Genomic DNA, 23,168 nt, shown 5'->3' with positions numbered 1-23,168 from the left:
GCAACCTGCGGCGGTGAAGAACGTCTTGTTGCTGAAAGCCGGCGAGGCGGCCGTGTCCGTGCGCCTCAGTGTGGGTGATTACGAGCAGTGGTTCCTGCGCACCATTGGACTGGAGGGTCATCGCTTCGACATCCTCCCCGTGCACCGCGACGCGCCGCTGCCCCGCGACGCGCGCGCGTATGACGCGGTGATGATGACGGGCTCACCGCTGTCGGTGACGAAGCTCGAGCCCTGGATGGAGCGCGCCGCGGACTTCATGCTGAGCGCCGCCGAGGCGGGCACGCCGGTGCTCGGCGTGTGCTTCGGTCACCAGCTGCTCGCGCATGCGTACGGCGGACAGGTGGCGCGCAATCCGCGCGGCCGGGAGACGGGCACGGTGCAGGTGCGCCTCACCGAGGAGGGACGCCGGGACGCGCTGTTCGACGGCGTGCCGGAGCTCTTCGCCACCCAGGCCACTCACGAGGACATCGTCACGTGCATGCCCGAGGGCGCGAGGGTGCTCGCGGGCAACGACAATACGGCCACGCAGGCGCTCGCCTTCCGCCCCAAGGTCCGGGGCGTGCAGTTCCACCCGGAGGCGGGCCCCGACGCACTGCGCGCCGTCATCGACGCCCGGCGCGAGGGACTGGAGAAGGAGGCGCTGGCGCGGGGGCGTGCGCCCGGCGAGGAGGTGCCGAGACTGCTGGCGAGCCTTGCTCCCACTCCCTTCGGGCGCCGAATCCTGATGAACTTCCTGGAGCGCTTCACCTGACCCGCTTCCCGAGGCCTCCCTTGCCGCGCATCCTCCTGTCCTTCCTGCTCGCCCTCCTCGTCACCTCCTGCTCGGACGGGAACCCGTGCGACCAGGCGCCCCGCTGTGACGAGGGGGAGGCGCTCAACTGTGAGACGGCCTGCACCGTGGGCCCCTGCTCCACCGGCCCCGTCTTCCAGCAGTGCGACCGGGGCGCCACGTGCACTGTCGTCGCCGGAGACCGGAGCGACGCGCGCTTCTATCGCTCACGGGCCGTGTGCGCGCTGAGCCTGACGGCGTGTGACCCGGCGACGGCGCCCGAGCCGGTGTGCGAGGACGGGCGCTTCGTCACCGGCTGCGGCGCGCACCGCCGGGACATCCGGGTCTTCTGCTCGCAGTCGGCGCTGTACTTCGACCAGGTGCCCGCCTGCTGCATCACCGGCCCCGGGGATGGTGGCACGGACGCGGGGACGGGGGATGGTGGGATTCCCGACGCGGGCCCGGGAGGCGCGGACGCGGGACGTTGAGCAGCGAGCGTTCGCGGTTCGCGAGCGCCCCGCACCGCCTGCAGCGGGTGGTGGGAATCCACAGGTTGAGCCCGGACGGCGCCTCGCGCGTCGCTCGGGTGCGCCATGAAACGTTTCCTGCCGCGCTATCGCCGGTGGAGCCGCCGGCTCAAGAGCCTCATCGGCCAGCTCCACCTGGACGCGGACGCCAACCGCATCGTCCGGAGGACGGACTTCGCCCACTGCCCCAGGCCCGTGCTGCTGCTCTACGGCTTCTTCAGCACGCGCCGGGTGTTCGAGGTCCTCGAGCAGCGGCTGCGGCGCGAGGGCTACGCCGTGTGGTCCATCCACCTGGGCGGCGCGCTGGACCGCTTCAACACGCACGGCATCGACGCGCTCGCCGAGAAGGTGCGTGAGAAGGTGGAGCGCATGTACGCGCGCTACCCGCACATGGGGCCCTTGAGCATCATCGGCCACTCGAAGGGTGGCCTCATCGGCACGTACTACGTGAAGCGCCTGGGCGGAGACCAACGGGTGCGAAACCTCGTGACGCTGGGCACGCCGCACCAGGGGTGCCCCCTGGCGTACCTGGGATGCGCGACGCTCGGCTGGTTCAGCCGCAGCATGTGGCAGCTCACGCCCGTGTCCCCCTTCCTGCGCCAGCTCTCCACCGGCGCGTTCCCCCGGAACGTGCGGGTGACGTCGCTCTACTCGCGCACGGACGAGGTGACGCCGTGGACCTCCGCGCGACTGAAGGTCGACGGACAGCCCAATGTCTTCAACCACGAGCTGCCCGACGCGGGCCATGGGGAGCTGCTCACGCGCAAGTCCGTCTACCAGGTCATCCGGCGCGAGCTGGCCGCGGGGTATGGCGAGCACGCCCCGGCGCTGCGCGCGCTGCCGCCCTCCGCCTCTTGAGGTAGAGAGGGGGACATGCCCTCGCGGTGGGACCATCTCTTCGACCTGAAGCCCGTCACCCTCCTGGAGCACCTGGTGGAGGAGGTGGCGAAGCTGCTCGCGCAGGACCTGCAGCGCTGGCCGCCGCCGGTGCAGGAGGTGGACCTGGACACCGGAGGCCACTTCGCGCCCCTGTTCACCGAGCCCCGTCCCCGCCCCTCCCCCTCCGTGTACACGGAGGCCCTGCGGCTGACGCGCTGGGAGCTGTCCCACGAGACGGACGCGTATGACGACTACATGCGCCACCAGCGCTACCTGGAGCGCGGCCTGGGCCCCGACGACAGGCTGGCCCTGCTGTTCCTGTCGCGCTGGCTGACGGAGCAGATGCACGGGCTGGGCGAGGCCACCGAGGGGCGGGTGAAGCGCAAGCACATGCACGAGTGCCTGGACCGGCTGGAGCGGAAGCTCCGCCTCCAGCAGCCCTCCGCCTGAGCAGCCCCGCCGGTTGGACCGGGGATGGGGGAAACTTTCCGTCACCCCGGCACCCGGGCGAGCCCCTGCTTGGGGCACGAACGAGAACGTGGGCGAGCGGGCCTTGTCAGCGCGCGGGCGGTGCCATAAGCCCGAGACATGTCGCCGCAGCCCGTGGACTCTCCGCCTCCGACGCCCATCGTCGACCGTCGCCATCGCCTGTGGGTGCTGGGGGCCCTGTGGCTCGTGGTGGCCCTGGTCCTGGTGACGTTCCGCTCGGTGGTGATGCCCTTCGCGGGCGCGGCGCTCATCGCCTATCTGGTGCAGCCGCTGGTGTCGCGAATCACGCGGGTGAAGGTGGCCGGGCGGCAGGTGCCGCACTGGGTGGCCATCCTGCTCATCTACGCGGGCTTCTTCGTCGGCGTGTACCTGTTCTTCGTCGCGCTGGTGCCCCAGCTGTACCGGGAGATGGCGCGCGTGAGCCGCGACCTCATGGCGCTGGCCAACACGCTGACGCCCGAGCAGGTGCAGGTGCTCGCGCAGCGCGCGGAGACGTGGCTGAGTGCCCAGGGCATCCCCGTGGCGCTGTCCAACCGCGCGCTGGAGGGCGCGGACGCGGCCGGCGCGGGGCAGTTCAGCCTGGCGTTGGATTTGGAGCAGCTCATGGGGGACGCGGTGAAGCGCGTGGCGTCCCTGGTGCAGGAGAACCTGGGCGACATCGTCAACGTGTCGCGCCGCATCGTCGCCAGCGTGGCCGCGGGCGTCTTCATGCTGTTCTTCATCCTGATGGTGGCGGCCTTCTTCTCCATCGACGGGCAGGCCATCCGCCGCTACTGCGGCACGCTGGTGCCTCCCGAGTACGCGCAGGACGCGCGGCAGCTCGCCGAGCGCCTGGACCGCTCGCTGTCCGGCGTGGTGCGCGGCCAGGTCACCATCTGCGTCGTCAACGGCGCGCTGACCTTCGTGGGGCTCCTGCTCTTCGGCGTGAAGTTCGCGTTCCTGCTGGCGACCATCGCCACGTTCTTCAGCCTCATCCCCATCTTCGGCACCATCCTGAGCTCGGTGCCCATCGTCCTCATCGCGCTGGCGGACGGCTTCCAGAAGGGCGTGGCCATCCTCTTGTGGATCATCGGCATCCACGCGGTGGAGGCGTACTTCCTCAACCCGAAAATCATGGGCCAGGCCGCGCGCATCCACCCGGTCATCGTGGCCTTCTCGCTCATCGCGGGCGAGCGGCTCTTCGGCCTCATCGGCGCGCTCTTCGCGGTGCCCATCACCGCCATCCTCGTGGCGTGCTTCGACTACGCGCGCCTCAAGGCGCAGCCCCAGGCTGTGGTGACGCTGCCGGGCGCCGAGCCGCAGCCGGCCGTCGCCACCCCGGGGCAGCAGACGCCCGCGGCCTGAGGGAGAGGCACGGCCTCACTGACAGGCGGCGGCGCAGCGGTCTCCGCGGCAGATGGGCATGCAGCGCCCGCAGTCGATGGAGCCCTCGGGGCAGCCGCTGGTGCAGCTCACGCCGCGGCAGTTGGGCCCCTCGTCCGCGTGCGTGACGGCCGTTCCCAGCCCGCAGCACGCGTCCGCGACGCAATCGTCGTCTGTGTAACAGGTGCGGCTGGACAGCACCGGCGGCGGGTCCAGCAGTGGCCCCAGGGGGTCCACATCGCATCCCACGGTTCCGAGTGTCACCCCCACGAGGAGGGGAAGCAGGCGGACGAGCATGGGACCCAACATGGGTCCTCCCCGGGCCAATGGCTACCTCTAGCGGTTCATCGAGCCGAGGAAGTCGGCGTTCGTCGCCGTCGGGCGCATGTGCTTGAGCACGAACTCCATCGCGTCGATGGGGGTGAACGGGTGCAGCACCTGGCGCAGCGCGGTGATGCGGACCAGGTCTCCGGGCCCCAGCAGCAACTCCTCCTTGCGCGTGCCGGACTTGTTGATGTCCAGCGTGGGGAAGATGCGCTTCTCCATCAGCTTGCGGTCCAGGACGATTTCGGAGTTACCCGTGCCCTTGAACTCCTCGAAGATGACCTCGTCCATGCGGCTGCCGGTGTCGATGAGCGCGGTGCCGATGATGGTCAGCGAGCCGCCCTCCTCGATGTTGCGCGCGGCGCCGAAGAAGCGCTTGGGCTTGTGGAGCGCGTTGGCGTCCACGCCGCCGGAGAGGATCTTGCCGGACGCGGGCACCACCGTGTTGTAGGCGCGCGCGAGCCGCGTGATCGAGTCCAGCAGGATGCAGACGTCGTACTTCTGCTCGACCAGGCGCTTGGCCTTGTCGATGACCATCTCCGCCACCTGCACGTGGCGCGTGGCGGGCTCGTCGAAGGTGGAGGAGACCACCTCGCCGCGCACGCTGCGCTCCATGTCCGTGACTTCCTCGGGGCGCTCGTCCACGAGCAGCACGATGAGGTAGACGTCCGGGTGGTTGCGGCTGATGGCGTGCGCGATGTTCTGCAGGAGCACCGTCTTGCCGGCCTTGGGGGGCGCCACGATGAGGCAGCGCTGGCCCAGGCCGATGGGGCAGAACATGTCGATGATGCGCGTGGTCATCTCCGACGACTCGTGCTCCAGCTTGAGCTTGCGCGTCGGATACAGCGGCGTGAGGTTGTCGAACAGGATGCGCTCGCGCGCCGCGTCCGACATCGGGTCCGTGAAGTTGACCTTGTCCACCTTCTGGAGCGCGAAGAAGCGCTCGCCCTCGCGGGGCTGGCGGATGGGGCCCGTCACCGTGTCGCCGGGCCGCAGGTTGAAGCGGCGCACCTGCGACGGGGACACGTAGATGTCGTCCGGGCTGGGCTGGTAGTCGCTGTCCGCGCTGCGCAGGAAGCCGAAGCCGTCGCTGAGCAGCTCCATCACGCCCTCGGCGTGGACCTCGAAGCGCTTGTCCGCGATGCCACCCAGGAGCGCGAAGATGAGGTCCTGCTTCTTCAGACCCTGGTAGTTCTCGATGCCCACGTCGTGGGCCATCCGGGACAGGTCCGTGATCTTCATCCGCTTCAGGTCATTGAGCTTGATGACCTGCATGGGAGCGCCGTCGCGGCTGACCTCCGTGATGGTCGGGGCCTCGGGGGCCTCCGGCGGGGGCGGCAGCGAGGCCGCGGGGGACTCGTCCTCACCAGAGATGCGAGCCTCCTGGAGGTCGTCGTCGCGGACCGGACGGGAGATCGGCGTCAGCACGGGGCGGGGCGGCTCGGCGCTCGCCTCGGCGGCGTCGCCCTCCACCTCGGTGCCCGTGTCCTCGTCACGGCGAGGGGCGCGGCGCGAACGGGACGGCTTCTCGGCTTCCTCCCTGTCGGCGGTCTTCGCCGCCGCGCGCTTGCGACGGGGCTTGTCGTCGGCCTCGACTGGAACAGCGACGTCGGCGGCCTTCTCTCTCGAAGTACGGGCTTTGCGCATGGCTGGGAACGCTTGGGGAGGTGTGGGGTGCCCGAGGACTCGGACGCTCGATTGCCGGGGGAGATGTCCGCTCGGCCTCGGAAGCACCTTCTCCAGTGAGGAGCGACCCTTACCGGAATCCCTGGAGGGGACTGCGCGGGCGCGGGCCGATTGGTTTTGGGGAAGAGATGGCGCCGTCGAAATTCCTGCGCCAGTGAACCGCCGAGGGACGTTATTGACCCCCTCCAGGCCTGTCAAGGCATCTTGAGGGCCACCCTCCGGACTCTTCCTGATGAGCAACATGAGCCCGGCGGCGGACATTTCCCACCCGCCACGGGGCGTCGTGGCTCCCCACGCCAGGACCCGACGAGTCTCTTCGCTGGGGGTGGGCCCGCGCGGGCAGGACTGACGCCCCCCCACCCCGCCCCGCACGACGGGCATCACGCGGGCGCGCCTCACCGCCGGCATGAGGCGGGGCCTACGTGGCGGGGCGTGTGGCCCCGTGCACGCGGCGGACATGGCGGGAGGCAGTCGACGCGATGTCGGGGTGTCGCTCTAGATTGCGCGCCATGGACACGCCCTCACGCGGGGGCGTTTTGGGGTAAGGACCGCCCACCGTGGACGACTTCCAGAAAGCCGAAGCCCGAGCCCGCGAGCTCCGTCGTGAGCTGGCCCACCACAACCACCGCTACTACGTGCTCGACTCGCCGGAGATCAGCGACATCCAGTACGACACGCTGATGCGCGAGCTGCAGGGGCTGGAGGAGCAGCACCCCACCCTGCAGACGCCGGACTCGCCCACCCAGCGCGTGGGCGGCCAGGCCGCGGACGAGTTCGGCCAGGTGGTCCACCGCGTCCCCATGCTGTCGCTCGCCAACCTCTTCGAGGACGAGGGGCTGGTGGAGTTCGACGAGCGCATCCGCAAGATGCTCGGCATCCCCGCCGTCCACTACGTCTGCGAGCCCAAGCTGGACGGGCTCGCGATCGCCCTGCGCTTCGAGAAGGGCCTCTTCGTGCAGGGCGCCACCCGCGGCGACGGCACCACGGGCGAGGACGTGACGGGCAACCTGCGCACCATCCGCAGCCTGCCCATGGAGCTGTTCCCCCAGGACGGGGTGAAGGTGCCCGAGCTCCTGGAGGTGCGCGGCGAGGTCTTCATCCGCAAGGCGGACTTCCAGAAGCTCAACGAGAAGCGCGAGGAGGAGGGCGAGCCGCTCTTCGCCAACCCGCGCAACGCGGCCGCCGGCAGCCTGCGCCAGCTGGACCCGAAGGAGACCGCGCAGCGTCCGCTCTCCGTCTACCTCTACGAGTGTGTCCCCACCGAGGGCGTGCCCGCCTTCAAGACGCACATCGAGAAGCTCGAGTACCTGAAGTCGCTGGGCCTGCCCATCAACCGCTACGTGCGCGCGGCGGGCATCGACGGGGTGCGCGCCGCCTATGACGCCTCACTGAAGGGCCGCCACGAGCTGCCCTTCGAGGTGGACGGCATGGTGGTGAAGGTGGACGACGAGGACCAGCGCAAGCGCCTGGGCCAGGTCTCCAAGAGCCCGCGCTGGGCGGTGGCGTACAAGTTCCCGCCCGAGGAGGAGTCCACGCTGGTGCAGGACATCGGCATCCAGGTGGGCCGCACCGGCGCCCTCACGCCCGTGGCACACCTGAAGCCCGTGAAGGTGGGCGGCGTCACCGTGGCGCGCGCCACGCTGCACAACGAGGACGAGCTGCGGCGCAAGGACGTGCGCAAGGGCGACACCGTCTTCGTGCGCCGCGCGGGGGACGTGATTCCGGAGATCGTCTCCACGGTGCTCTCCAAGCGCCCCGAGGACTCCAGGCCCTTCGAGTTCCCCAAGCACTGCCCGGTGTGCGGCGCGGTGGCGGTGAAGGACGAGGACGGCGCCGTCATCCGGTGCACCGGCGCGTCCTGCCCCGCGCAGCTGGTGGAGAAGATCCGCCACTTCGCCAGCCGCATCGCCATGGACATCGAGGGCCTGGGCGACAAGCTGGCCGCGCAGCTGGTGGCCACCGGCACCGTGAAGACGTTCGCGGACCTGTACGCGCTCACCAAGCCCAAGCTGATGACGCTCGAGCGCATGGGCGACAAGAGCGCGGAGAACCTGCTGGCCTCCATCGAGCGCTCCAAGACGACCACCCAGCGCCGCTTCCTCTACGCGCTGGGCATCCGCCACGTGGGGGACGCCACCGCCAAGGCGCTCGCGGAGGCCTTCCCCCAGGTCAAGCAGCTCTTCGACGCGTCCCTGGAGGACGTCTCCCGCGTCAAGGACGTGGGCGCGGTCATGGCGCAGGTCATCCACACCTTCTTCCAGGAGCCCCAGAACCGCGAGGCCATCCTCGCGCTGCTCAACGCCGGGGTCGCACCCGCCCCGCCCCAGGTGGCCACGGGAGGCCCGTTCATTGGTAAGACGGTGGTGCTCACCGGCTCGATGACGGGTATGACGCGGGAGCAGGCGAAGGAGGAGGTCGAGCGGCGGGGTGGGAAGGTCGCCGGAAGTGTCTCGCGCAAGACCGATTTCGTGGTGGCCGGCGACGATGCGGGCAGCAAGCTGAAGAAGGCCCAGGAACTCGGGGTAAGAATCCTGGATGAGGAAGCGTTCCTCGGGCTGTTGCGAGCGGACGCCTAGAGGGTGAGGCATTCGGTTCATGAGCGGTTCCAGGCGGGTGTCCCTGCGCATCCAGGGCAAGGTGCAGGGCGTCTTCTTCCGGGAGAGCGCCCGCGTGGAGGCCTCGCGGCTGGGGCTGTCGGGCTGGGTGAGGAACCGCTCGGAGGGCTCGGTGGAGGCGGTGGCGGAGGGAGAGCCTGAGATGCTGGAGGAGTTCATCCGGTGGTGTCACCGAGGTCCCGAGCAGGCGCGCGTCACCGGCGTCGAGCGCACGGACGGCGAGGCCACCGGCGAGTACCGTCACTTCATCGTGGAGCGCACATCATGACGCCCTACGCGCTGGCATCCCTGCCGGCCATGCTGGGCATCCGGGCCGGGTCCAAGGTCTCCGTCATCAACCCGCCGCGCGGCTTCGTGCAGAAGCTCAATCCGCTGCCGGACGGGGTGGAGTTCCTCATCACCGCGCAGACGGGCCTGGATGTCATCCTCTTCTTCTCCCAGGACGCGACGGAGCTGGTGCAGCGGCTGCCCGCCCTGGCGCGCGCCATGGCCCTCACCGGGGGCATCTGGGTCTGCTGGCCCGGCGGCGAGGGCGTCAAGACGACCCTTTCCGAGGACTTCGTGCGCCAGGCGGCGCTCGACATCGGCCTGGTGGACAACAAAATCTGCACCATCGACGCCACCTGGACGGGCCTGAGGCTGGTGCGCAGGCCCCGCGGACGGCTGGACAAGCCCGAGGGCCGCAAGCAGGCCCCCGCCCAGGCCTGAGACCTGCCAGGGAGGCACCCGGCATCTGCCCGACAGTGGATGGATGCCGTTTCTCGGCTTTACACGTGTGCCGGGGGCGTGAAAAACTCCCCGTGTTTCTGGGCGCTTGTGTGACGCTCCGCATTGGCGAAGGTCACGCCCAGTCTTGAATTTTTGACGGGTTGCGTTCCCGGATACCTCCGGGCGCGTCGGCTGCGCCGGGGCTCCAAGTCGCCCCCCCAAGGTGACCCACTGCAGGGCACCGACCGGGTGTGGAAGGAAGGAGCGGGCGGCACGCGCGTGGTGGAGGACCTCGAACGCGGTTGAAGACAAGGCTCCGCCCGGCAGGGTGCCGGTGGCAAAGCGGAGCAATTGAACTCGGAGGAGCAGGCGGTGGTCCCCTTGGCCCTCGACAGCGTGACGTGTGCCGTTCCCGGACAGACCGGGGAGGACGTCCTGACTGGAGGGCCTCCGGAGGCCGCCTCTCCTTTCGCAGCGTGCACGCAGGCGCGGCGTCTTGCCGCCTCCCGTCCGGTGAGGTCCGCCCTACCGCGCGCGCGTCCAGGATTCGTCCATGAGCAGCATCCTCGTCATCAACGCCGCGGGTCGGGAGACCCGCGTGGCGCTCGTCGAGAACGGGCACATCGCGGAGTTCTATCTCGAGCGTAAGAAGGACAAGGGCGTCGTCGGCAACATCTACAAGGGTCGCGTGGTCCGGGTGCTGCCCGGCATGCAGGCGGCCTTCGTGGACATCGGCCTGGAGAAGGCCGCGTTCCTCTACGTCAGCGACGTCGTCTACGACCCGGACTTCGCCCGGGCGCAGTTCGAGCTGACCGAGGGCGAGCACGAGGACGCGCCCGACGTCCCCACCGAGTCCGAGGCCGAGGCCGCCGAGGCCGCCGCCCGGAACGGGGGTCCGCAGCACCACCACCCCGTGGAGCACGCGGCGGAGGCGGAGGTCGAGGAGCTGTCGGCCGAGGCTCCCGCGCACCTCGAGGGCCTGCCGAAGGACACCCGCCTGGAGCTGGCGGCGAACGCGCCGTCGGTGGAGGTGGCTTCCGGGACGGAGTCCGCCGTGGCCGAGGCCGCGCCGACGACGTCCGAGGCCGCGCCGTCCGCCAGCGAGCCTTCCGTGACGGTGGTGGCCAGCGAGGTGTCGGTGTCCGTGGAGGGCGCGACGGCCTCGGTGGAGACCGCGTCCGTGGCAGTGGCGGTGCAGGAGGTCCCCTCCCCCGCGTCGGAGTCGGCCGAGGCCGCGTCCCAGGCGCCGGTGTCCGAGGACGGTGTGGCGGCGGCGCAGCAGCAGCCCGAGCCGCCGCCGGCCGCGGCCACCGCGCTGAGCGAGCTGATTCCGCCGCCCGCCGGTGAGGAGGGCGCGCTGGCCGTGGCCCGTCCCGCCGAGGTCTCCGGTGAGCGCCGCACGCCGCGCGAGGCCCGGGAGGCGCGCGAGCCGCGCGGCCGGGAGAAGGAGAAGGACAAGGGCCGTCACAAGCAGGACGAGAAGCGCCGCGACAAGCGCGATGACGACGGCAACGGCAAGGAGAAGGTCAAGCAGCGCCGGACGGACAAGATCGAGGACTTGCTGAAGGTGGGCCAGGAGGTGGTGGTCCAGATTTCCAAGGACCCCATCGGAACCAAGGGCGCGCGGCTCACCTCGCACATCTCGATTCCGGGCCGTCAGCTGGTGTTCATGCCCACGGTGGACCACGTGGGCATCAGCCGCCGCATCTCCAACGAGAAGGAGCGCCGGCGGCTGCGAGAAATCGTGGACCGGCTGCGTCCGCCCGGCACGGGCTTCATCGTGCGCACGGTGGCGGAGAACGTTCCGCAGGAGAAGCTCGAGAGCGACATCCGGTTCCTCATCGAGGTGTGGAACCAGGTGGTCCGCAAGAACGAGAAGCGGGGCGGCCCCGGTCTGTTGCATCCGGACCTGGACCTCATCCTGCGCGCCACGCGCGACTTGTTCGCGCACGACGTGGAGAAGCTCGTCGTCGACGACCGCGAGGAGTACGAGCGCATCCTGGGCTTCGTTACGGCGCAGGACCCGGCGCTGCGCGACCGGGTGGCGCTGCACGAGGGCGACGACACCGTCTTCGACGCGTACGGCATCGAGCAGGAGCTGCAGCGGGCCACCCAGCGCAAGGTGTGGCTGAAGAGCGGCGGCTACCTCATCATCGACCAGGCCGAGGCGCTCACGGCCATCGACGTCAACTCGGGACGCTACGTCGGCAAGAAGAGCCTCGAGGAGACCATCACCAAGATCAACGTCGAGGCGGCCAAGGAGATTGTGTACCAGCTCCGGCTGCGCAACATCGGCGGCATCATCATCTGCGACTTCATCGACATGGAGAAGGCGCAGAACCGGGACAAGGTCTTCAAGGCGCTGCAGGAGGCGCTGGGGCGCGACAAGGCGAAGACCAACGTGCTGCGCATCTCCGAGCTGGGCCTGGTGGAGATGACGCGCAAGCGCGTGCGCGAGTCCATCGGCCGGGTGCTGCACGAGGACTGCCCGTACTGCGACGGCAACGGCTTCGTGAAGACGGCGACGACGGTGGCGTACGAGATCTTCCGGGAGATTCGCCGGGAGGCGCCGGGCTACAAGGACTCCACGCTGGTCATCAACTGCAACGCGGAGGTCGCGCGCCTGCTCCAGGGCGAGGAGCGCAACGAGCTGCGGCACCTGATGGACCGCTACAACAAGTCCATCCAGGTCAAGGCGCAGCAGAACTACCACCGCGAGCAGTACGACATCTACGGTCGCTCGGCGACGGGCCCCGAGCACAAGGTGGCCTCGTCCCCGGGCTCGGGTGACGGCGAGCTGGCGATGCAGCAGCGCAAGCCGGACAGCGGCGGCTTCGGGCGGCAGGACCAGAACCGCCGGGGCGGTGGTGGCGGCAGGGATCGCGACAGGGACCGGGGCGGTGGTGGTGGTGGCGGCGGAGACCGGCGCGATGACCGCCGTGACGGCCGTCGTCCGGACCGTGGCGGAGACCGTCCTCGCGGTGAGCGGGGTGGTGAGCGCGGTGACCGGGGCGAGCGCGGTGAGCGTGGTGACCGGGCCGGTGAGCGTGGTGGCGGTGAGCGCGGTGAGCGTGGTGGCGGCGAGCGTGGTGACCGGGGCGGTGAGCGCGGCGACCGGGGTGGTGAGCGCAACGAGCGCGGTGAGCGTGCCGACCGTGGCGGTGAGCGCGGCGAACGCGGTGAGCGTGGTGACCGCGGCCCACGGGGCGAGCGCGGCGAACGCGGTGACCGTCCTCGCGGCGAACAAGGCGGCGAGCGCGGTGACCGGGGCGGCGAGCGTGGCGAGCGCGGTGGCAACCAGGGCTCCGCGGGAGGCAACGGCGGCGAGAGCAGTGGTGGCTCGACGCCTCCGGCATCGGGCCAGGGTGGCTCGGAGCCGTCGGGCGGTAGCTCGACCTGATTCCGCGAGGTGAGGCGGGGCGGCGCTTAGGTGACCGCCCTTCTCACCCAGGCATCAGCCATCCCATGGAAGCCAAGTGGAGTGGGCTCCGTAGTGGCCCACTTCCTCACCCTCGGGATTGGAACGGCAGCACCCTCCTCTGGCATCACGGACTGGAACTGCCGCCCCTTCATGGGTGCGAAGTGGTCTGGGCCCGGTGCCAGGTCCGGACCGCTGGGAGGGGCCAGCCATCAGGCTCCGCGTCACCCCAATCCTCGGCCAGGAGCCGGAAGAATCGCGCTTGTGGGAGCAGGCACCGTCGAATCACGCATGACGTCCCGTGACGGATGCGCGCGCCTCCCTCTTCTCAACGATGAGGCCTGCGTCCGGCCCTGGCTCGCACGAGGCCTCCTGGATGTCGGTCAATGTGCCGCGACAGGCGCCTATCCACGGGAGGTGGGCTGGCCCTGGAGGTACAGGTTTGGCTAGCCTTGCGACTCCATGTCGCGGAGCGTCGTCGGCTCCCGGTCTGCTTCCGCCCCGGATGACACCCACCTCCGCTCCACTCCAGCACCCTCACCATCCACCGTGCCACCGCGCGGTGCGCCAGCGCATGGGCAGGAGCGCCTGAGGTTGGCCACGCCCTCGACTCCAGCGTCGTGGTGGCGGAGCACGCGCGAGCGTGCCCGTGACTGGGCGCTGCGCGTCTGGGAACCCGTGCAGGGAACCCAGGTGGGCCGCTTCGCGACCGACACGTTCCTCGCCGCGAGGACCGTGGCCCAGGGCTTTCGCGGAGAGAACCTCCGACTCCGCGCCGCCGCGCTCACCTACATCAGCATGTTCTCGCTGGTGCCGCTGTTGACGGTGGGCCTCGTCCTGCTCAACGCGTTCCACCAGGACCGCTTCGAGGAGCGGCTGCGCTTCGTCGTGAGGGAGATGCTCGCCCCCGGCGTCCAGGAGAAGTCCGCCGCGGTGCTCAACCAGCTCCTCGAGCAGAGCAACTCCGTGGCCATCGGCAGCGTCGGCTTCCTGGCCATCCTCCTGTCCGCGGGCTCCCTGCTGCGCCACATCGACGGCGCGGTGAACGAGCTGTGGGGCATCCGCCGCCAGCGCCCCTGGGGCACCCGGCTGCTCATCTACTCGGGCCTGCTCCTGTTGGGCCCCGTCTTCCTCGCGGCCTCGCTCACCGGGACGCGGGCCGTGCGCGGCGTTCTCCAGAGCCTGCCCTTCGCCAGCGTCCTCATCGCGCTCGGCACCACCCTCATCGCCGTGGTGGGCCTGACGCTGCTCTACTTCTGGACCCCCTACGCCCATGTCCGGGTCCGCTCCGCCCTGGCGGGGGGGCTCGTCGCGGGCCTGGGTTGGATCCTGGCCAAGTCGGTGTACGCCGAGTTCGCCGCGCGCAGCTTCCGCTACAACCTGCTCTACGCCTCGCTGAGCGCCCTGCCCCTCTTCCTCGCCTGGGTCTACGTCAGCTGGCTCGTGCTCCTCTTTGGAGCGCGGCTCGCCTACGCCGTCGAGCACACCGCCTTCCGCGACTCCCTCTTCGCCTTCGGCACCCACCCACGCGCCCATGAGCTGGTCGCCTCGCGCATCGCCCAGGAGACGACGCTGACGTGGGTGGACGGAGGTCCAGCTCCCACGCCCCGGGTGCTGGCGACCCGGCTTCGCGTCCCCGAGTCGCTCGTCCACGAGGTGGTCGACCGCATGGTCACCGCCGGCCTCCTGGAGCGCCTGCGCCGGGGGGGCTTGAGGCCCGCCAGGGACCCCGCCTCCCTCACCCTGGCCGACACCACCCTCGCCGTGCACGGGGTGATGATCTCCGGCGGGGCGGACACCTGGGATGGCCCCAAGGCCACCGGCTTCGAGCAGGTGGAGCACTTCTTCCAGGAGGCGGACTGCCTCGGCGTCGAGCGCCTGCGACGCACGCGCTGGACGGACTTGGTGGCGCCCCTGCGGCCTGAAGTCGCCCAGGAGGCCCCCTCGGAGCCCCCCCGAATGGCAGCCAGCGGAAATCCGTAAAGTTTCTAGGTGGTTGGGAGTCCACCCTGCTTGCAGTGCCGGCGCGTTCTGTTATGTTTTCCTGATTCGACCACGGGCCAGAGTGCCCTGTTGCGAAGGGGTCACCGGGTTTGCGGGAGCGTCCGATGCTCAAGTCCGATCTGATCAACATCCTCGTGGCCAAGCGGGGCGTGACGCAGAAGCAGGCTGAGGCCACCATCGAGACGATTTTCGAGTCGATGAAGGATGCCCTCTGTCGCGGCGAGAACATCGAGATTCGCGGCCTCGGTGCCTTCCACGTGAAGAACTACCAGGGCTACCAGGGTCGCAACCCGAAGACGGGCCAGGTCATCCCGGTGAAGCCCAAGCGGGGCCTGCTCTTCCGCACGGGCAAGGAGCTGCGTGACAGGGTCAACCGCCCCGCCCCCCAGCAGGCCCAGGCGGACCTGGCGTCCCCCGAGAGCAAGGGCCCCGGCAGCACCGGCACCGGCCTCTGACCCACCCTCACATCCCATGGGACACCGGCGACAGCCGACCGATGGGACGAATCTGCAGGGCGCCATCCAGCTCGCCGTACGTGAGCACCGCCACGTCCGGGAACGCCCCCTCGCACAGCCTGCGCAGTGACCTGCGCACATCCGGCGCGGTGAGCAGCACGGCCTTCCCGCCCGTCGCGACCTGACGCACCCCCTCCAGGATTTCCGCCACCCGCTCCGGGTCCGGCGCGAGCCCCCTGGGCCCGGCGGCCCGGAGAATCTCCTCCACCTCGGGGTCCACCAGGTAGGCATACAGCGGCCCCGTGGGCGCGAACTTGTGGCTGAGGTAGCGACGCAGGGCCTGTCGGCAGCGCTCGGCGAGCGCGGTGGCGTCCCCCTCGGTGGTGGGTGACACGAGCGCCTCCAGGATGGCCCTCAAGTCCCGGATGCTCACGCCCTCCTGGAGCAGCTTGCGCAGCACGTCCGTCAACAGCGGCAACGGCACCTTCTGGAGCGCCTCCTTCACCAGCATCGGCGCACGCGGCTCCAGCCCCTCCAGGAGGCCCTGGACATCCTGGAGCCCCAACAGCTCCGCCGCCCGGCTCCGCAGCACAACGCGCAGGTGCTCGGCGAGCAGCGCCTCGGGGCGCAGCACCTGGACCTGGGCGAGCTCCACCGGGCCGCGGCCCGACTCCGGAATCCGACTGATGCTCCTCCCCGTCGAGGGCTCCACCGCCGGCTCCGCCTTCACCTGGAGGAACGCGAGCTCGTCCGGAGGCGCCAGGGCATAGAGCACGCCCGGGGTCAGCTGCCCGCCGCCCGCGGGGACCTCGTCCACCAGGATTCGATACTCCCCCGGGGACAGATAGGCGGCCTGGGTCCTCACGCGGATGCCGGGGACACGGATGCCCAGCTCGAAGAAGAGCTCGTCCCGAACCGCGTTGAGCTGTTCATGCACGAACGCGCCCCCGGAGGACTGCGTCAGCACCGTCAGGTCCGGCGCGAGGTCCAGGGTGAGCGGGGACACACCCACGGGGAGCGCCGCGCTCATCGGCGGAGCCGCTTCCTTCCCGGAAGCCCCCGCCTTCTCGCCCGACGCCTCCGACTCGCTTGCCGCCGCCACCGGACGGGCCGCGCCGCGTGACAGGGCATACCCGAGTCCCGCCAGGGCCGCCGCCAGCACCAGGAACGTCAGGTGCGGCATGCCCGGCATCAGCGCGAGGACGCCACACAGTCCCGCGACGACCCAGAGCGTCCGGGCCTCGCCGAAGAACTGCGCGCCGATCTCCGCGCCCAGCGAGTCCTCCTCGCGCTCCGAGGCCACCCGCGTGACGACGAGCCCCGCCGCCACGGTGATGCAGAGCGAGGGTACCTGCGACACGAGCCCGTCACCGATGGCGATGAGCGCGAACGTCGCGGCCGCCTCGGAGAGCGACAACCCTCCCTGCAACACGCCGATGAGCGAGCCACCGAGCAGGTTCACCGCGACGATGACGAGGCCCGCGATGACGTCGCCCTTCACGAACTTCATCGCGCCGTCCATCGCGCCGAACATCTGCGACTCGCGCTCCAAATCCCTCCGGCGCTTGCGGGCCTGAGCCTGGTCGATGGCCCCCGCGCGCAGGTCCGCGTCGATGGACATCTGCTTGCCTGGCATCGCGTCCAGGGTGAACCGGGCGGACACCTCCGCGACACGCTCCGCGCCCTTCGCCACCACCAGGAACTGCACCAGCGAGAGGATGGCGAACACCACGCCGCCGACCACGTAGTCCCCCTGCACCACGAACTCACCGAACGCCTGGATGACGTCGCCCGCGTGCCCCTCCGCGAGCGCCAGCCGCGTGGACGAGACATTGAGCGCCAGTCGGAACAGCGTGGTGAACAACAGCAACGTCGGGAAGGACGTCACCTTCAGCGCGTCCTTCGCTCGCAGCGCCGCCACCAGCAGCGCCACGCCCGCCGCAAGGTTCAGCGCCAGGCCCGCGTCCAGCAGCCACGCCGGCAGGGGGATGATGAGCGCGCCCAGCACGGCGGCCATCGCCACCGCGAGCACCAGGTCCGATGAGCTCTTCACCTTCGACAACCACGACGTCAGGGCCTTCATGAAGTCCGTCTCCGAGATGATTCGTCCGCGTCCCGCGCTTCCATCGCCGTGCGGAGGACGACCGCCGCCGCCTGGTACAGCTCCTCGGGGATGGGCTCCCCCAGGTCGTAGTGGATGAGGCTCCGCGCCAGCGGCACGTCCCGCACCACGGGGATGCCGAGCCGACGTGCCTCCTCGCGCAGCGCGAGCGCCTCCTCCTCACGCGCCTTCGCGACGAGGTAGGGCGCCTCGCACTCCTGGGTGTCGTAACGGAGCGCCACCGCGAGATGCGTGGGATTGACGACCACCGCGGTGGCCCGGGCCACGCCCCGAGCCGGTCCGCCCTGCGCGAGCTGCCGGTGCAACGCCTTGCGCTGTCCCTTGTGGCGCGGGTCTCCCTCGCTCTCCTTGTGCTCGCGCTTGAGCTCCTCCCGGCTCATCCGCAGCTCACGAAAGTGGCTCCGTCGGGCGAGCAGGTAGTCCCCCACTCCCAACACCACCAGCACCCAGGCCAGGGTGTGCACCAGCCCCTCGATGCGCCCCAGCAAGAGCGGCAGCCCCTCGCCGCCCGCGAGCCACGCGGTCCGCAGCACCTGCGGCCCCAGTTCCTCCACCTCGCTCCACACGAACATCGCGACCACGGCCACCACGACCAGCGCCTTGCCCAGCTCCAGCCACGGCTTCACGCTGAACAGCCGCTTCATCCCAGCCGCGGGGCTGACACGCTCCCACTGGGGCGCCACGTGCTCGGGATTCATCTCGAACCCCACGGTGGCCACGCTGACGCCCAGCGACGCGATGAGCGCGCCGCCGAGCACGGGCCCGCTCATGCCCATGAAAATCCAGAGCCCCTCCTCCCAGGCGCCCGCCCCCTGCTGCTCGAGGAACAACCGCGACGTCCAGTCCCGCAGCCGCGCCACCTGCGGCGCCGAGCCCGCCATGAAGCCGAGCACGCCTCCCAACGTCACCGCGCTGGAGGACAACAGTCGGCTGCGCGGAATCTGACCCTTGCGGCGAGCCTCGCGCAGACGCTTCGCGGAGGGCTGCTCCGTCTTCTCCCCACTCATCGGGCCAGCTCCCCCAACACCGAGAGCGCCCCGCCCGTGGAGACGACTTCCGCCAGCAATCGCTCACACAACACGCCTGTCCCCAACCACAACACCGCGCCGCCCCCCAGGATGCGCAGCGGCGCTCCCAGCTCCTGCAGGTTCAGCTGCGGCGCCGCGCGCGACGCCATGGCCAGGAAGCAATCCACCGTCAGCATCGCCGCCGCCATCGGCGCGCCCACCGCCAGGCCCGTGGCCAGCGCGCCTCCCGCGAGCACGACCACGTGCAGCGTCGCGGCCTCCGTCGGCACGAAGGCCCCCAACCCCACCACGCCGAACCCACGCACCCAGGCGCCGAACACGAGCGGCGCCACCGCGCCCGACATCACCAGCCCCACGAGCAGCTGATGCAGCCCTTCGCCCGTGGCGGACTCACGGCTCCCCGACACCGGCAGGCTCGCCTCCGCGGACGTGCCCCTCAACAGGTCGATGAACCGTCCCCCCATCCGCGCCGCGTCGAACGGCAGCGCGGAGACCATCCCCACCGACACGCCATAGGCCAGCTCCCGCAGCAACCAGCCCGCCAGCGTCCACGACGACGTCACAGGCGCCGGCAACTCCACGCCTCCCTCCACGAGGAGGAACAACGCCAGGGAGAGCACCAGCCCCAACCGCACCGTCGGCGGCGTGGCCTGTCCACCCAGCACGGGGCACAGGAAGGCCACGGGCACGAGCCGAGCGCAGCACAGCGCCACCACGGCGGCGTCCGGCCCGAGCGCCTCCAGCGACGAGCGAACCAGCTCCAGGTTCATACCGAGACCTCCGCGATGAGCGTCAGGAGCTGGTGGGTGAAGCGCGTGAGCTGGGCGGCGATCCACGGCCCCGCGAGCACCAGGGCGAACACCGCAGCGCACAGCTTGGGTACCACCGACAGGGTGCTCTCCTGCAGCTGCGTCGTCGCCTGGAACAGCCCCGACAGGAAGCCCACCAGCAGGCTGGCCCCGACGGGCGGCAGCGACGCGAGCACCATCAACAACAAGGCCTCACGGCCCAGCGACAGCAACACGTCCTGGGTCATCGCGTCACCGGTATCCGAGGATGAGGCCGCGCGCGAGCAGCGACCAACCATCCACCGCCACGAAGAGGAGGATCTTGAAGGGCAGGCTCACCTGGCTGGGCGACAGCGTCTGCATCCCCAGCGCGAGCAACACGTTGGCGATGACCATGTCGAGCACCAGGAACGGGAGGAAGACGAGGAAGCCAATCTGGAAGGCCTCCTTCAGCTCGGTGATGACGAAGGCTGGGATGATGACGAAGAGGTCCGTCTCCTGGACCGCCTCCGCCTCCTCCGGCGGCCGCAGCTCACGCGCCAGGTCCACGAAGCGGGCCCGCTCCTCGGCGCTGCCATGCTTCACCAGGAACTCGCGCAGGGGCTCGGCTACCCGAGCGGCCGAGTCGAGAATCCGCGCACCGGAGCCGGACTCGAGCTCCTGGTAGGCGAGCTGCCCCGCGTCGTACATCCGCTCCATCACCGAGGCCATGATGTGGCCCGTCAGCACCGCCGCCAGCCCCGTCAGCACCAACGTCGGCGGCGCCTGCTGCGTCCCCATGGCCGAGCGCGCCAGCGACAACACCACCGCGATTTTCGAGAAGCTCGTCAGCATCAGCACCGCGAACGGCAAGAGCGACATCAGCGCGAGCATCCCCATCATCGACAGCGGACTGCCCGCGTAGGACTGCTGACCGAGCATCCCTTCCGGGGACGCCGCGGCGACCAACGGCACGAGCCACCCCAGTCCGCCGCTCATGACCGCATCCCCCTGCGCATCCCACGTCCCGGACGAGGCCGACGGGCCGGCGCCAGGACGAACGGAGCCGCCTGTCGCCGCTCGGGCAGCGCATGCACGTGCGCGAACGCATCCCCGAAGGTCACCAGGAAGTCGCGCCCCTCCACCTCCACCAGCGCAAGACCACACCGCGGTGACAGCCCCGCCCGGGAGACGACCTTCAAGCGCTCGAGGCCCGCCGCGCTCGTCCCCCTCGCCCTCCGTCTCCACCACCATCCAAGCCCCCCCAGTGCGCCCACGAGGAGCACGCACCGGGCCACCGAGACCATGGACACCCCTCCCATCGGCCCCAGCAGGGCCAGCGCGAGCACCAGGAGCGTCGCCACCTGCAAGCGAGCGCGCGGGGAGAACGAGAACCGACGGGCATTCATGGGCGCGCTCACGGCAGCAGGGCCAGGATGCGGGCACCAACCTCGCCCTCGATGTCCACCAGTTCGGCGCGCGCCACCACCCGGTCGCCCACGCGCAACAACACGGGCGTGCTCGCGTTGATGTGCAGCGGCAGCACCACGCCCGACTTCAACGCCGCCAGCTCCGAGAGCGGCACGAGCACCCGCGTCAGCTCCACCTCCACGTCCACGGGGAGCGGGGGCATTGCGTCGCTGCTGCGTTCATTCGAGGCCTGCATGTTCGACTCCGGGAAGGGCGCACGGACCTGCGCGCGCGTCAGACAGAAGCCCTCGGGATGGAACGTCCCCGCGAGCGAGAAGCCACGGCCCACCAGCCGTCCGTCTCCCAGGAGGCGCGCGTTCTCACGGCGCACACCCTCGAAGACCACCACGTCCCCCACCGCGAGCGCGTCCAGCGCCTGGTTCGTGAGCGGCATGCGCCCCACCAGACACCTCAGCTCGAGCGATGCGGCGAGCACCTCGGGCGCGACACTCGCGCCGCGCTCCACCGGGTACTCCAGGAACACGCTCTGGAGCAGCGGAGCCGGCAACAACAACCGGGCCCCCGCGCTCACCTGCCCCACCGTGACACGCAGCTCCACGCCCACCAGGGGCTGCCGGCCCCGCAGCCGGGCCGTGATGTCCTCGCCCCGCATCGTCAGCGCGACCAGGCGCGGCGCCAGCACCGGATACAGCTCCGACCGGGCACGCACCGCCGAGAGCCCCACCAGCACGAGGTACGCCAGCGTCGCGTCCTCCAGACGGGACAGCTCCGTCACCACACCCGCCCTGCCACCCGCGCCCGCGATACGCTCCAGCGCCGCGATGGCCAGCGCGGGCTCCAACTCCAGCACCGCCACGCCGCCCACCGCCGACAGCTCCAACAGGACGAAGACCGCCGGCCGCATCAGCCCACCGAGCGGAGAGACCACCGCGTCCAACAACCGGGCCTCGGCCGTCACGGAGCAACCCAGCTCACGGCCGAGCGCCTCGCAGACATCCCCCAAGGCCTGACGCCCCTGGTTCGCGACACGGGGACGCGCGGCGAGCACGAGGTGCGCCCGGCTCATCCTGCGTGCCCCCAGCCGGCGCAGTCTGCGCGGCTCGTGTGGAATCGACGGTTCGGTGTCCAGGTTCATCGAAGAAGGCTCTTGGGGGGAGTGAGACGACGCACCCCTCTCGTGCACGGCCCCCGCCAGGGGGCCGTGTCGTGAAGTCGCGGAGTTGGACGGTGTTGGAATCCGGGCTCGGGATGCCCGGTACGCAGAACAGGACGGACGTCAGCGCGTGGCTTCGCGGATGAGCCGCTCGGCCAGTGAAGTCAGCAGCGGCGGCGCCAGCGGGTCCACCGGCTCCACCACCCTCCCGGGGAACAGGGTGCGGTGATAGGGCGGCAGGCGCCGGAACACCTCCTTGCGAAGCGGCTCCGGCGCCTCCTCCATCAAGGCCTTCAACCTCGCGGCGGCGTCAGCCCGCTCACCAAACTCCAGCGCCACCTTCGCCTGCCGCCGCGCCGAGGGCATCGCCGCCAGGGTCCGCAGGTGCACCTTCGCGCGCCGCATCGCCCCCGTTCCCAGCCCCTCCAAGAGCTCCCCTGCCCGCTCCCGCCCGAGCACCCACGCCACCAGCGCGTACCGCTCCAGGGGAACCACCAGGAGCGGGCGGTGCACCGTGGCCTCCAGGTCCACGGGCGGCGGTGGCGGCGCCACGGGCACCTCCTCCTTCCGCGCCGGACGACGCACCCGCCCCACACGTGTCGCTTCCATGTCGAGTGTCCCTCCTCTCAGGCGACCTTGCGCGCCGCACCCGGCGACAACACGGGCCGCGCGGGCACGGGCGGAACCACGGGCGTCGCACTCAGCTCGCGGAAGTGCCGCATCCGCAGCGCCACCCAGACGAGGGCTCCCGACAGCCCCGTCACCAGCACGCCGAGCACCGCGAGCAGCACCCGCAGCCGCCATGGCGAGGACAGGCCCTGCGCCGCGGCCACCTCGCCCCTCGCGGGAACCTCGTCCACCAACAGCGACACCGACTCGGTGGACAGCCCCTCCACGCCTCCGGCCACGAGCGCCTTCAGGACCTCCGAGCCCTGCCGCACCCTCGCCGCCTGGCCGGGCATCACCCGCACCATCGCCGACGCCTTCGATGGCATGGGCGCGACACCCGGACGCGGCGGCGGGGGCACCACCAGGTGGACTCTCGCCAGCAGCACCCCCTCCATGGACTGGAGCGTCTTCTCCAGGCCCCGCTCCAGCACGCGCACGCGGCACAGCCCCTCCTCCGTGGGCGTGCGCACCAGCCCGCTCCCACCGAAGACGTCGCAGCCCACCTCCGCCGCGGGCCTCGGCAACCCCAGCTCCGCGAGCACCCTCACCGCCTCCGTCGACTGGTCGCCCATGACTTCGATGGACCACGAGGGCTTCTTGCCCGCCTCCAGGACCTTGCGCGCCTCCACCCCTCGCTGGATGAGCACCGTCTGGAGCTCGTTCGCCTGCCGCTCATCCAGTCCGTGCTGGATGCGCTCTCGACACGCCGCCGTCCCCAGGAGCAACAGGACGGCGAGCCACCTTCGGGAAGTCGATGACATG

The 23,168-nt window shown here is 70.5% G+C and carries 22 protein-coding genes; 11 read left to right on the top strand and 11 right to left on the bottom strand.

Features of this window, described 5'->3' with window-relative positions; all coding sequences use genetic code 11:
* Positions 1 to 13: 13 nt before the first annotated feature.
* The 5 genes from K8640_RS18680 (at position 14) to K8640_RS18660 (ending at position 4,008) form a co-directional block, all read left to right on the top strand.
* Positions 14 to 751, top strand: coding sequence for a glutamine amidotransferase (locus tag K8640_RS18680; protein WP_223748294.1), 738 nt, complete (start codon positions 14 to 16; stop codon positions 749 to 751).
* Between the two features lie 20 nt (positions 752 to 771).
* A complete protein-coding gene (locus K8640_RS18675; RefSeq protein WP_223748251.1) occupies positions 772 to 1,257 on the top strand; it encodes a hypothetical protein in 486 nt (161 codons plus the stop codon).
* A 105-nt stretch (positions 1,258 to 1,362) separates the two neighbouring features.
* Positions 1,363 to 2,154 (top strand): alpha/beta fold hydrolase, encoded by a 792-nt coding sequence (locus tag K8640_RS18670; RefSeq protein WP_223748250.1) that lies wholly within the window; start codon positions 1,363 to 1,365, stop codon positions 2,152 to 2,154.
* A 15-nt stretch (positions 2,155 to 2,169) separates the two neighbouring features.
* Positions 2,170 to 2,625 (top strand): hypothetical protein, encoded by a 456-nt coding sequence (locus K8640_RS18665; protein ID WP_223748249.1) that lies wholly within the window; start codon positions 2,170 to 2,172, stop codon positions 2,623 to 2,625.
* Between the two features lie 138 nt (positions 2,626 to 2,763).
* Complete coding sequence (locus K8640_RS18660; RefSeq protein ID WP_223748248.1) at positions 2,764 to 4,008, top strand: AI-2E family transporter; 1,245 nt, start codon at positions 2,764 to 2,766, stop codon at positions 4,006 to 4,008.
* Positions 4,009 to 4,023: 15 nt separating this feature from the next.
* Here K8640_RS18660 and K8640_RS18655 read toward each other — a convergent pair whose 3' ends face one another.
* Together K8640_RS18655 and rho are read right to left on the bottom strand one after the other, a co-directional pair.
* Entirely contained in the window at positions 4,024 to 4,335 is a 312-nt protein-coding gene (locus tag K8640_RS18655; protein ID WP_046715533.1) for a hypothetical protein, read from the bottom strand.
* A 27-nt stretch (positions 4,336 to 4,362) separates the two neighbouring features.
* Positions 4,363 to 5,997, bottom strand: coding sequence for a transcription termination factor Rho (rho, locus tag K8640_RS18650; protein ID WP_223748247.1), 1,635 nt, complete (start codon positions 5,995 to 5,997; stop codon positions 4,363 to 4,365).
* A 596-nt stretch (positions 5,998 to 6,593) separates the two neighbouring features.
* On the opposite strand from rho, the gene ligA reads away from it, so the two are divergent.
* The 6 genes from ligA to K8640_RS18620 all read left to right on the top strand — a co-directional run bounded on the left by ligA (position 6,594) and on the right by K8640_RS18620 (position 15,236).
* A complete protein-coding gene (ligA, locus tag K8640_RS18645) occupies positions 6,594 to 8,612 on the top strand; it encodes an NAD-dependent DNA ligase LigA (protein WP_223748246.1) in 2,019 nt (672 codons plus the stop codon).
* A 19-nt stretch (positions 8,613 to 8,631) separates the two neighbouring features.
* Positions 8,632 to 8,919, top strand: a complete 288-nt coding sequence (locus K8640_RS18640; protein WP_223748245.1) for an acylphosphatase — start codon at positions 8,632 to 8,634, stop codon at positions 8,917 to 8,919.
* Entirely contained in the window at positions 8,916 to 9,359 is a 444-nt protein-coding gene (locus K8640_RS18635) for a DUF3052 family protein (RefSeq protein WP_046715536.1), read from the top strand. The genes K8640_RS18640 and K8640_RS18635 overlap by 4 nt, the downstream gene beginning before the upstream one ends.
* Before the next feature lie 553 nt (positions 9,360 to 9,912).
* Positions 9,913 to 12,759 carry an Rne/Rng family ribonuclease gene (locus tag K8640_RS18630; RefSeq protein WP_223748244.1) on the top strand — a complete coding sequence of 949 codons (2,847 nt, stop codon included), beginning with the start codon at positions 9,913 to 9,915 and terminating at the stop codon, positions 12,757 to 12,759.
* Positions 12,760 to 13,371: 612 nt separating this feature from the next.
* Positions 13,372 to 14,760 carry a YhjD/YihY/BrkB family envelope integrity protein gene (locus tag K8640_RS18625; RefSeq protein ID WP_370640359.1) on the top strand — a complete coding sequence of 463 codons (1,389 nt, stop codon included), beginning with the start codon at positions 13,372 to 13,374 and terminating at the stop codon, positions 14,758 to 14,760.
* 125 nt (positions 14,761 to 14,885) lie between these two features.
* Positions 14,886 to 15,236, top strand: coding sequence for an HU family DNA-binding protein (locus tag K8640_RS18620; RefSeq protein ID WP_046715538.1), 351 nt, complete (start codon positions 14,886 to 14,888; stop codon positions 15,234 to 15,236).
* A 7-nt stretch (positions 15,237 to 15,243) separates the two neighbouring features.
* Here K8640_RS18620 and K8640_RS18615 read toward each other — a convergent pair whose 3' ends face one another.
* The 9 genes from K8640_RS18615 to K8640_RS18575 form a co-directional block, all read right to left on the bottom strand.
* Complete coding sequence (locus K8640_RS18615; RefSeq protein WP_223748243.1) at positions 15,244 to 17,319, bottom strand: flagellar biosynthesis protein FlhA; 2,076 nt, start codon at positions 17,317 to 17,319, stop codon at positions 15,244 to 15,246.
* Complete coding sequence (locus K8640_RS18610; protein ID WP_223748242.1) at positions 17,316 to 18,365, bottom strand: flagellar biosynthesis protein FlhB; 1,050 nt, start codon at positions 18,363 to 18,365, stop codon at positions 17,316 to 17,318. Before K8640_RS18610 ends, K8640_RS18615 begins: the two co-directional genes overlap by 4 nt.
* A complete protein-coding gene (locus tag K8640_RS18605; RefSeq protein ID WP_223748241.1) occupies positions 18,362 to 19,156 on the bottom strand; it encodes an EscT/YscT/HrcT family type III secretion system export apparatus protein in 795 nt (264 codons plus the stop codon). Before K8640_RS18605 ends, K8640_RS18610 begins: the two co-directional genes overlap by 4 nt.
* Positions 19,153 to 19,422 (bottom strand): flagellar biosynthetic protein FliQ, encoded by a 270-nt coding sequence (locus K8640_RS18600; protein WP_223748240.1) that lies wholly within the window; start codon positions 19,420 to 19,422, stop codon positions 19,153 to 19,155. The genes K8640_RS18605 and K8640_RS18600 overlap by 4 nt, the downstream gene beginning before the upstream one ends.
* Positions 19,423 to 19,426: 4 nt before the next feature.
* Positions 19,427 to 20,152 (bottom strand): type III secretion system export apparatus subunit SctR, encoded by a 726-nt coding sequence (gene sctR / locus K8640_RS18595; protein ID WP_223748239.1) that lies wholly within the window; start codon positions 20,150 to 20,152, stop codon positions 19,427 to 19,429.
* Positions 20,149 to 20,562, bottom strand: coding sequence for a flagellar biosynthetic protein FliO (locus tag K8640_RS18590; protein ID WP_223748238.1), 414 nt, complete (start codon positions 20,560 to 20,562; stop codon positions 20,149 to 20,151). The genes sctR and K8640_RS18590 overlap by 4 nt, the downstream gene beginning before the upstream one ends.
* Before the next feature lie 8 nt (positions 20,563 to 20,570).
* Positions 20,571 to 21,719: a type III secretion system cytoplasmic ring protein SctQ gene (sctQ, locus tag K8640_RS18585; RefSeq protein WP_223748237.1), complete on the bottom strand. Its 1,149-nt coding sequence runs from the start codon at positions 21,717 to 21,719 to the stop codon at positions 20,571 to 20,573.
* Between the two features lie 141 nt (positions 21,720 to 21,860).
* The gene (locus tag K8640_RS18580; RefSeq protein WP_223748236.1) at positions 21,861 to 22,346 is read right to left on the bottom strand and encodes a hypothetical protein; all 486 of its coding nucleotides are present in this window, start codon (positions 22,344 to 22,346) and stop codon (positions 21,861 to 21,863) included.
* Positions 22,347 to 22,363: 17 nt separating this feature from the next.
* The gene (locus K8640_RS18575; RefSeq protein WP_223748235.1) at positions 22,364 to 23,167 is read right to left on the bottom strand and encodes a flagellar M-ring protein FliF; all 804 of its coding nucleotides are present in this window, start codon (positions 23,165 to 23,167) and stop codon (positions 22,364 to 22,366) included.
* Position 23,168 lies beyond the last annotated feature (1 nt).

This window comes from Myxococcus sp. XM-1-1-1 (assembly GCF_020037095.1).
In the GTDB taxonomy this organism is placed as follows: domain Bacteria; phylum Myxococcota; class Myxococcia; order Myxococcales; family Myxococcaceae; genus Myxococcus; species Myxococcus fulvus.
The sequence above is the reverse complement of the archived record's forward strand: the minus strand, read 5'-3'. Positions and strand labels throughout refer to the sequence as shown.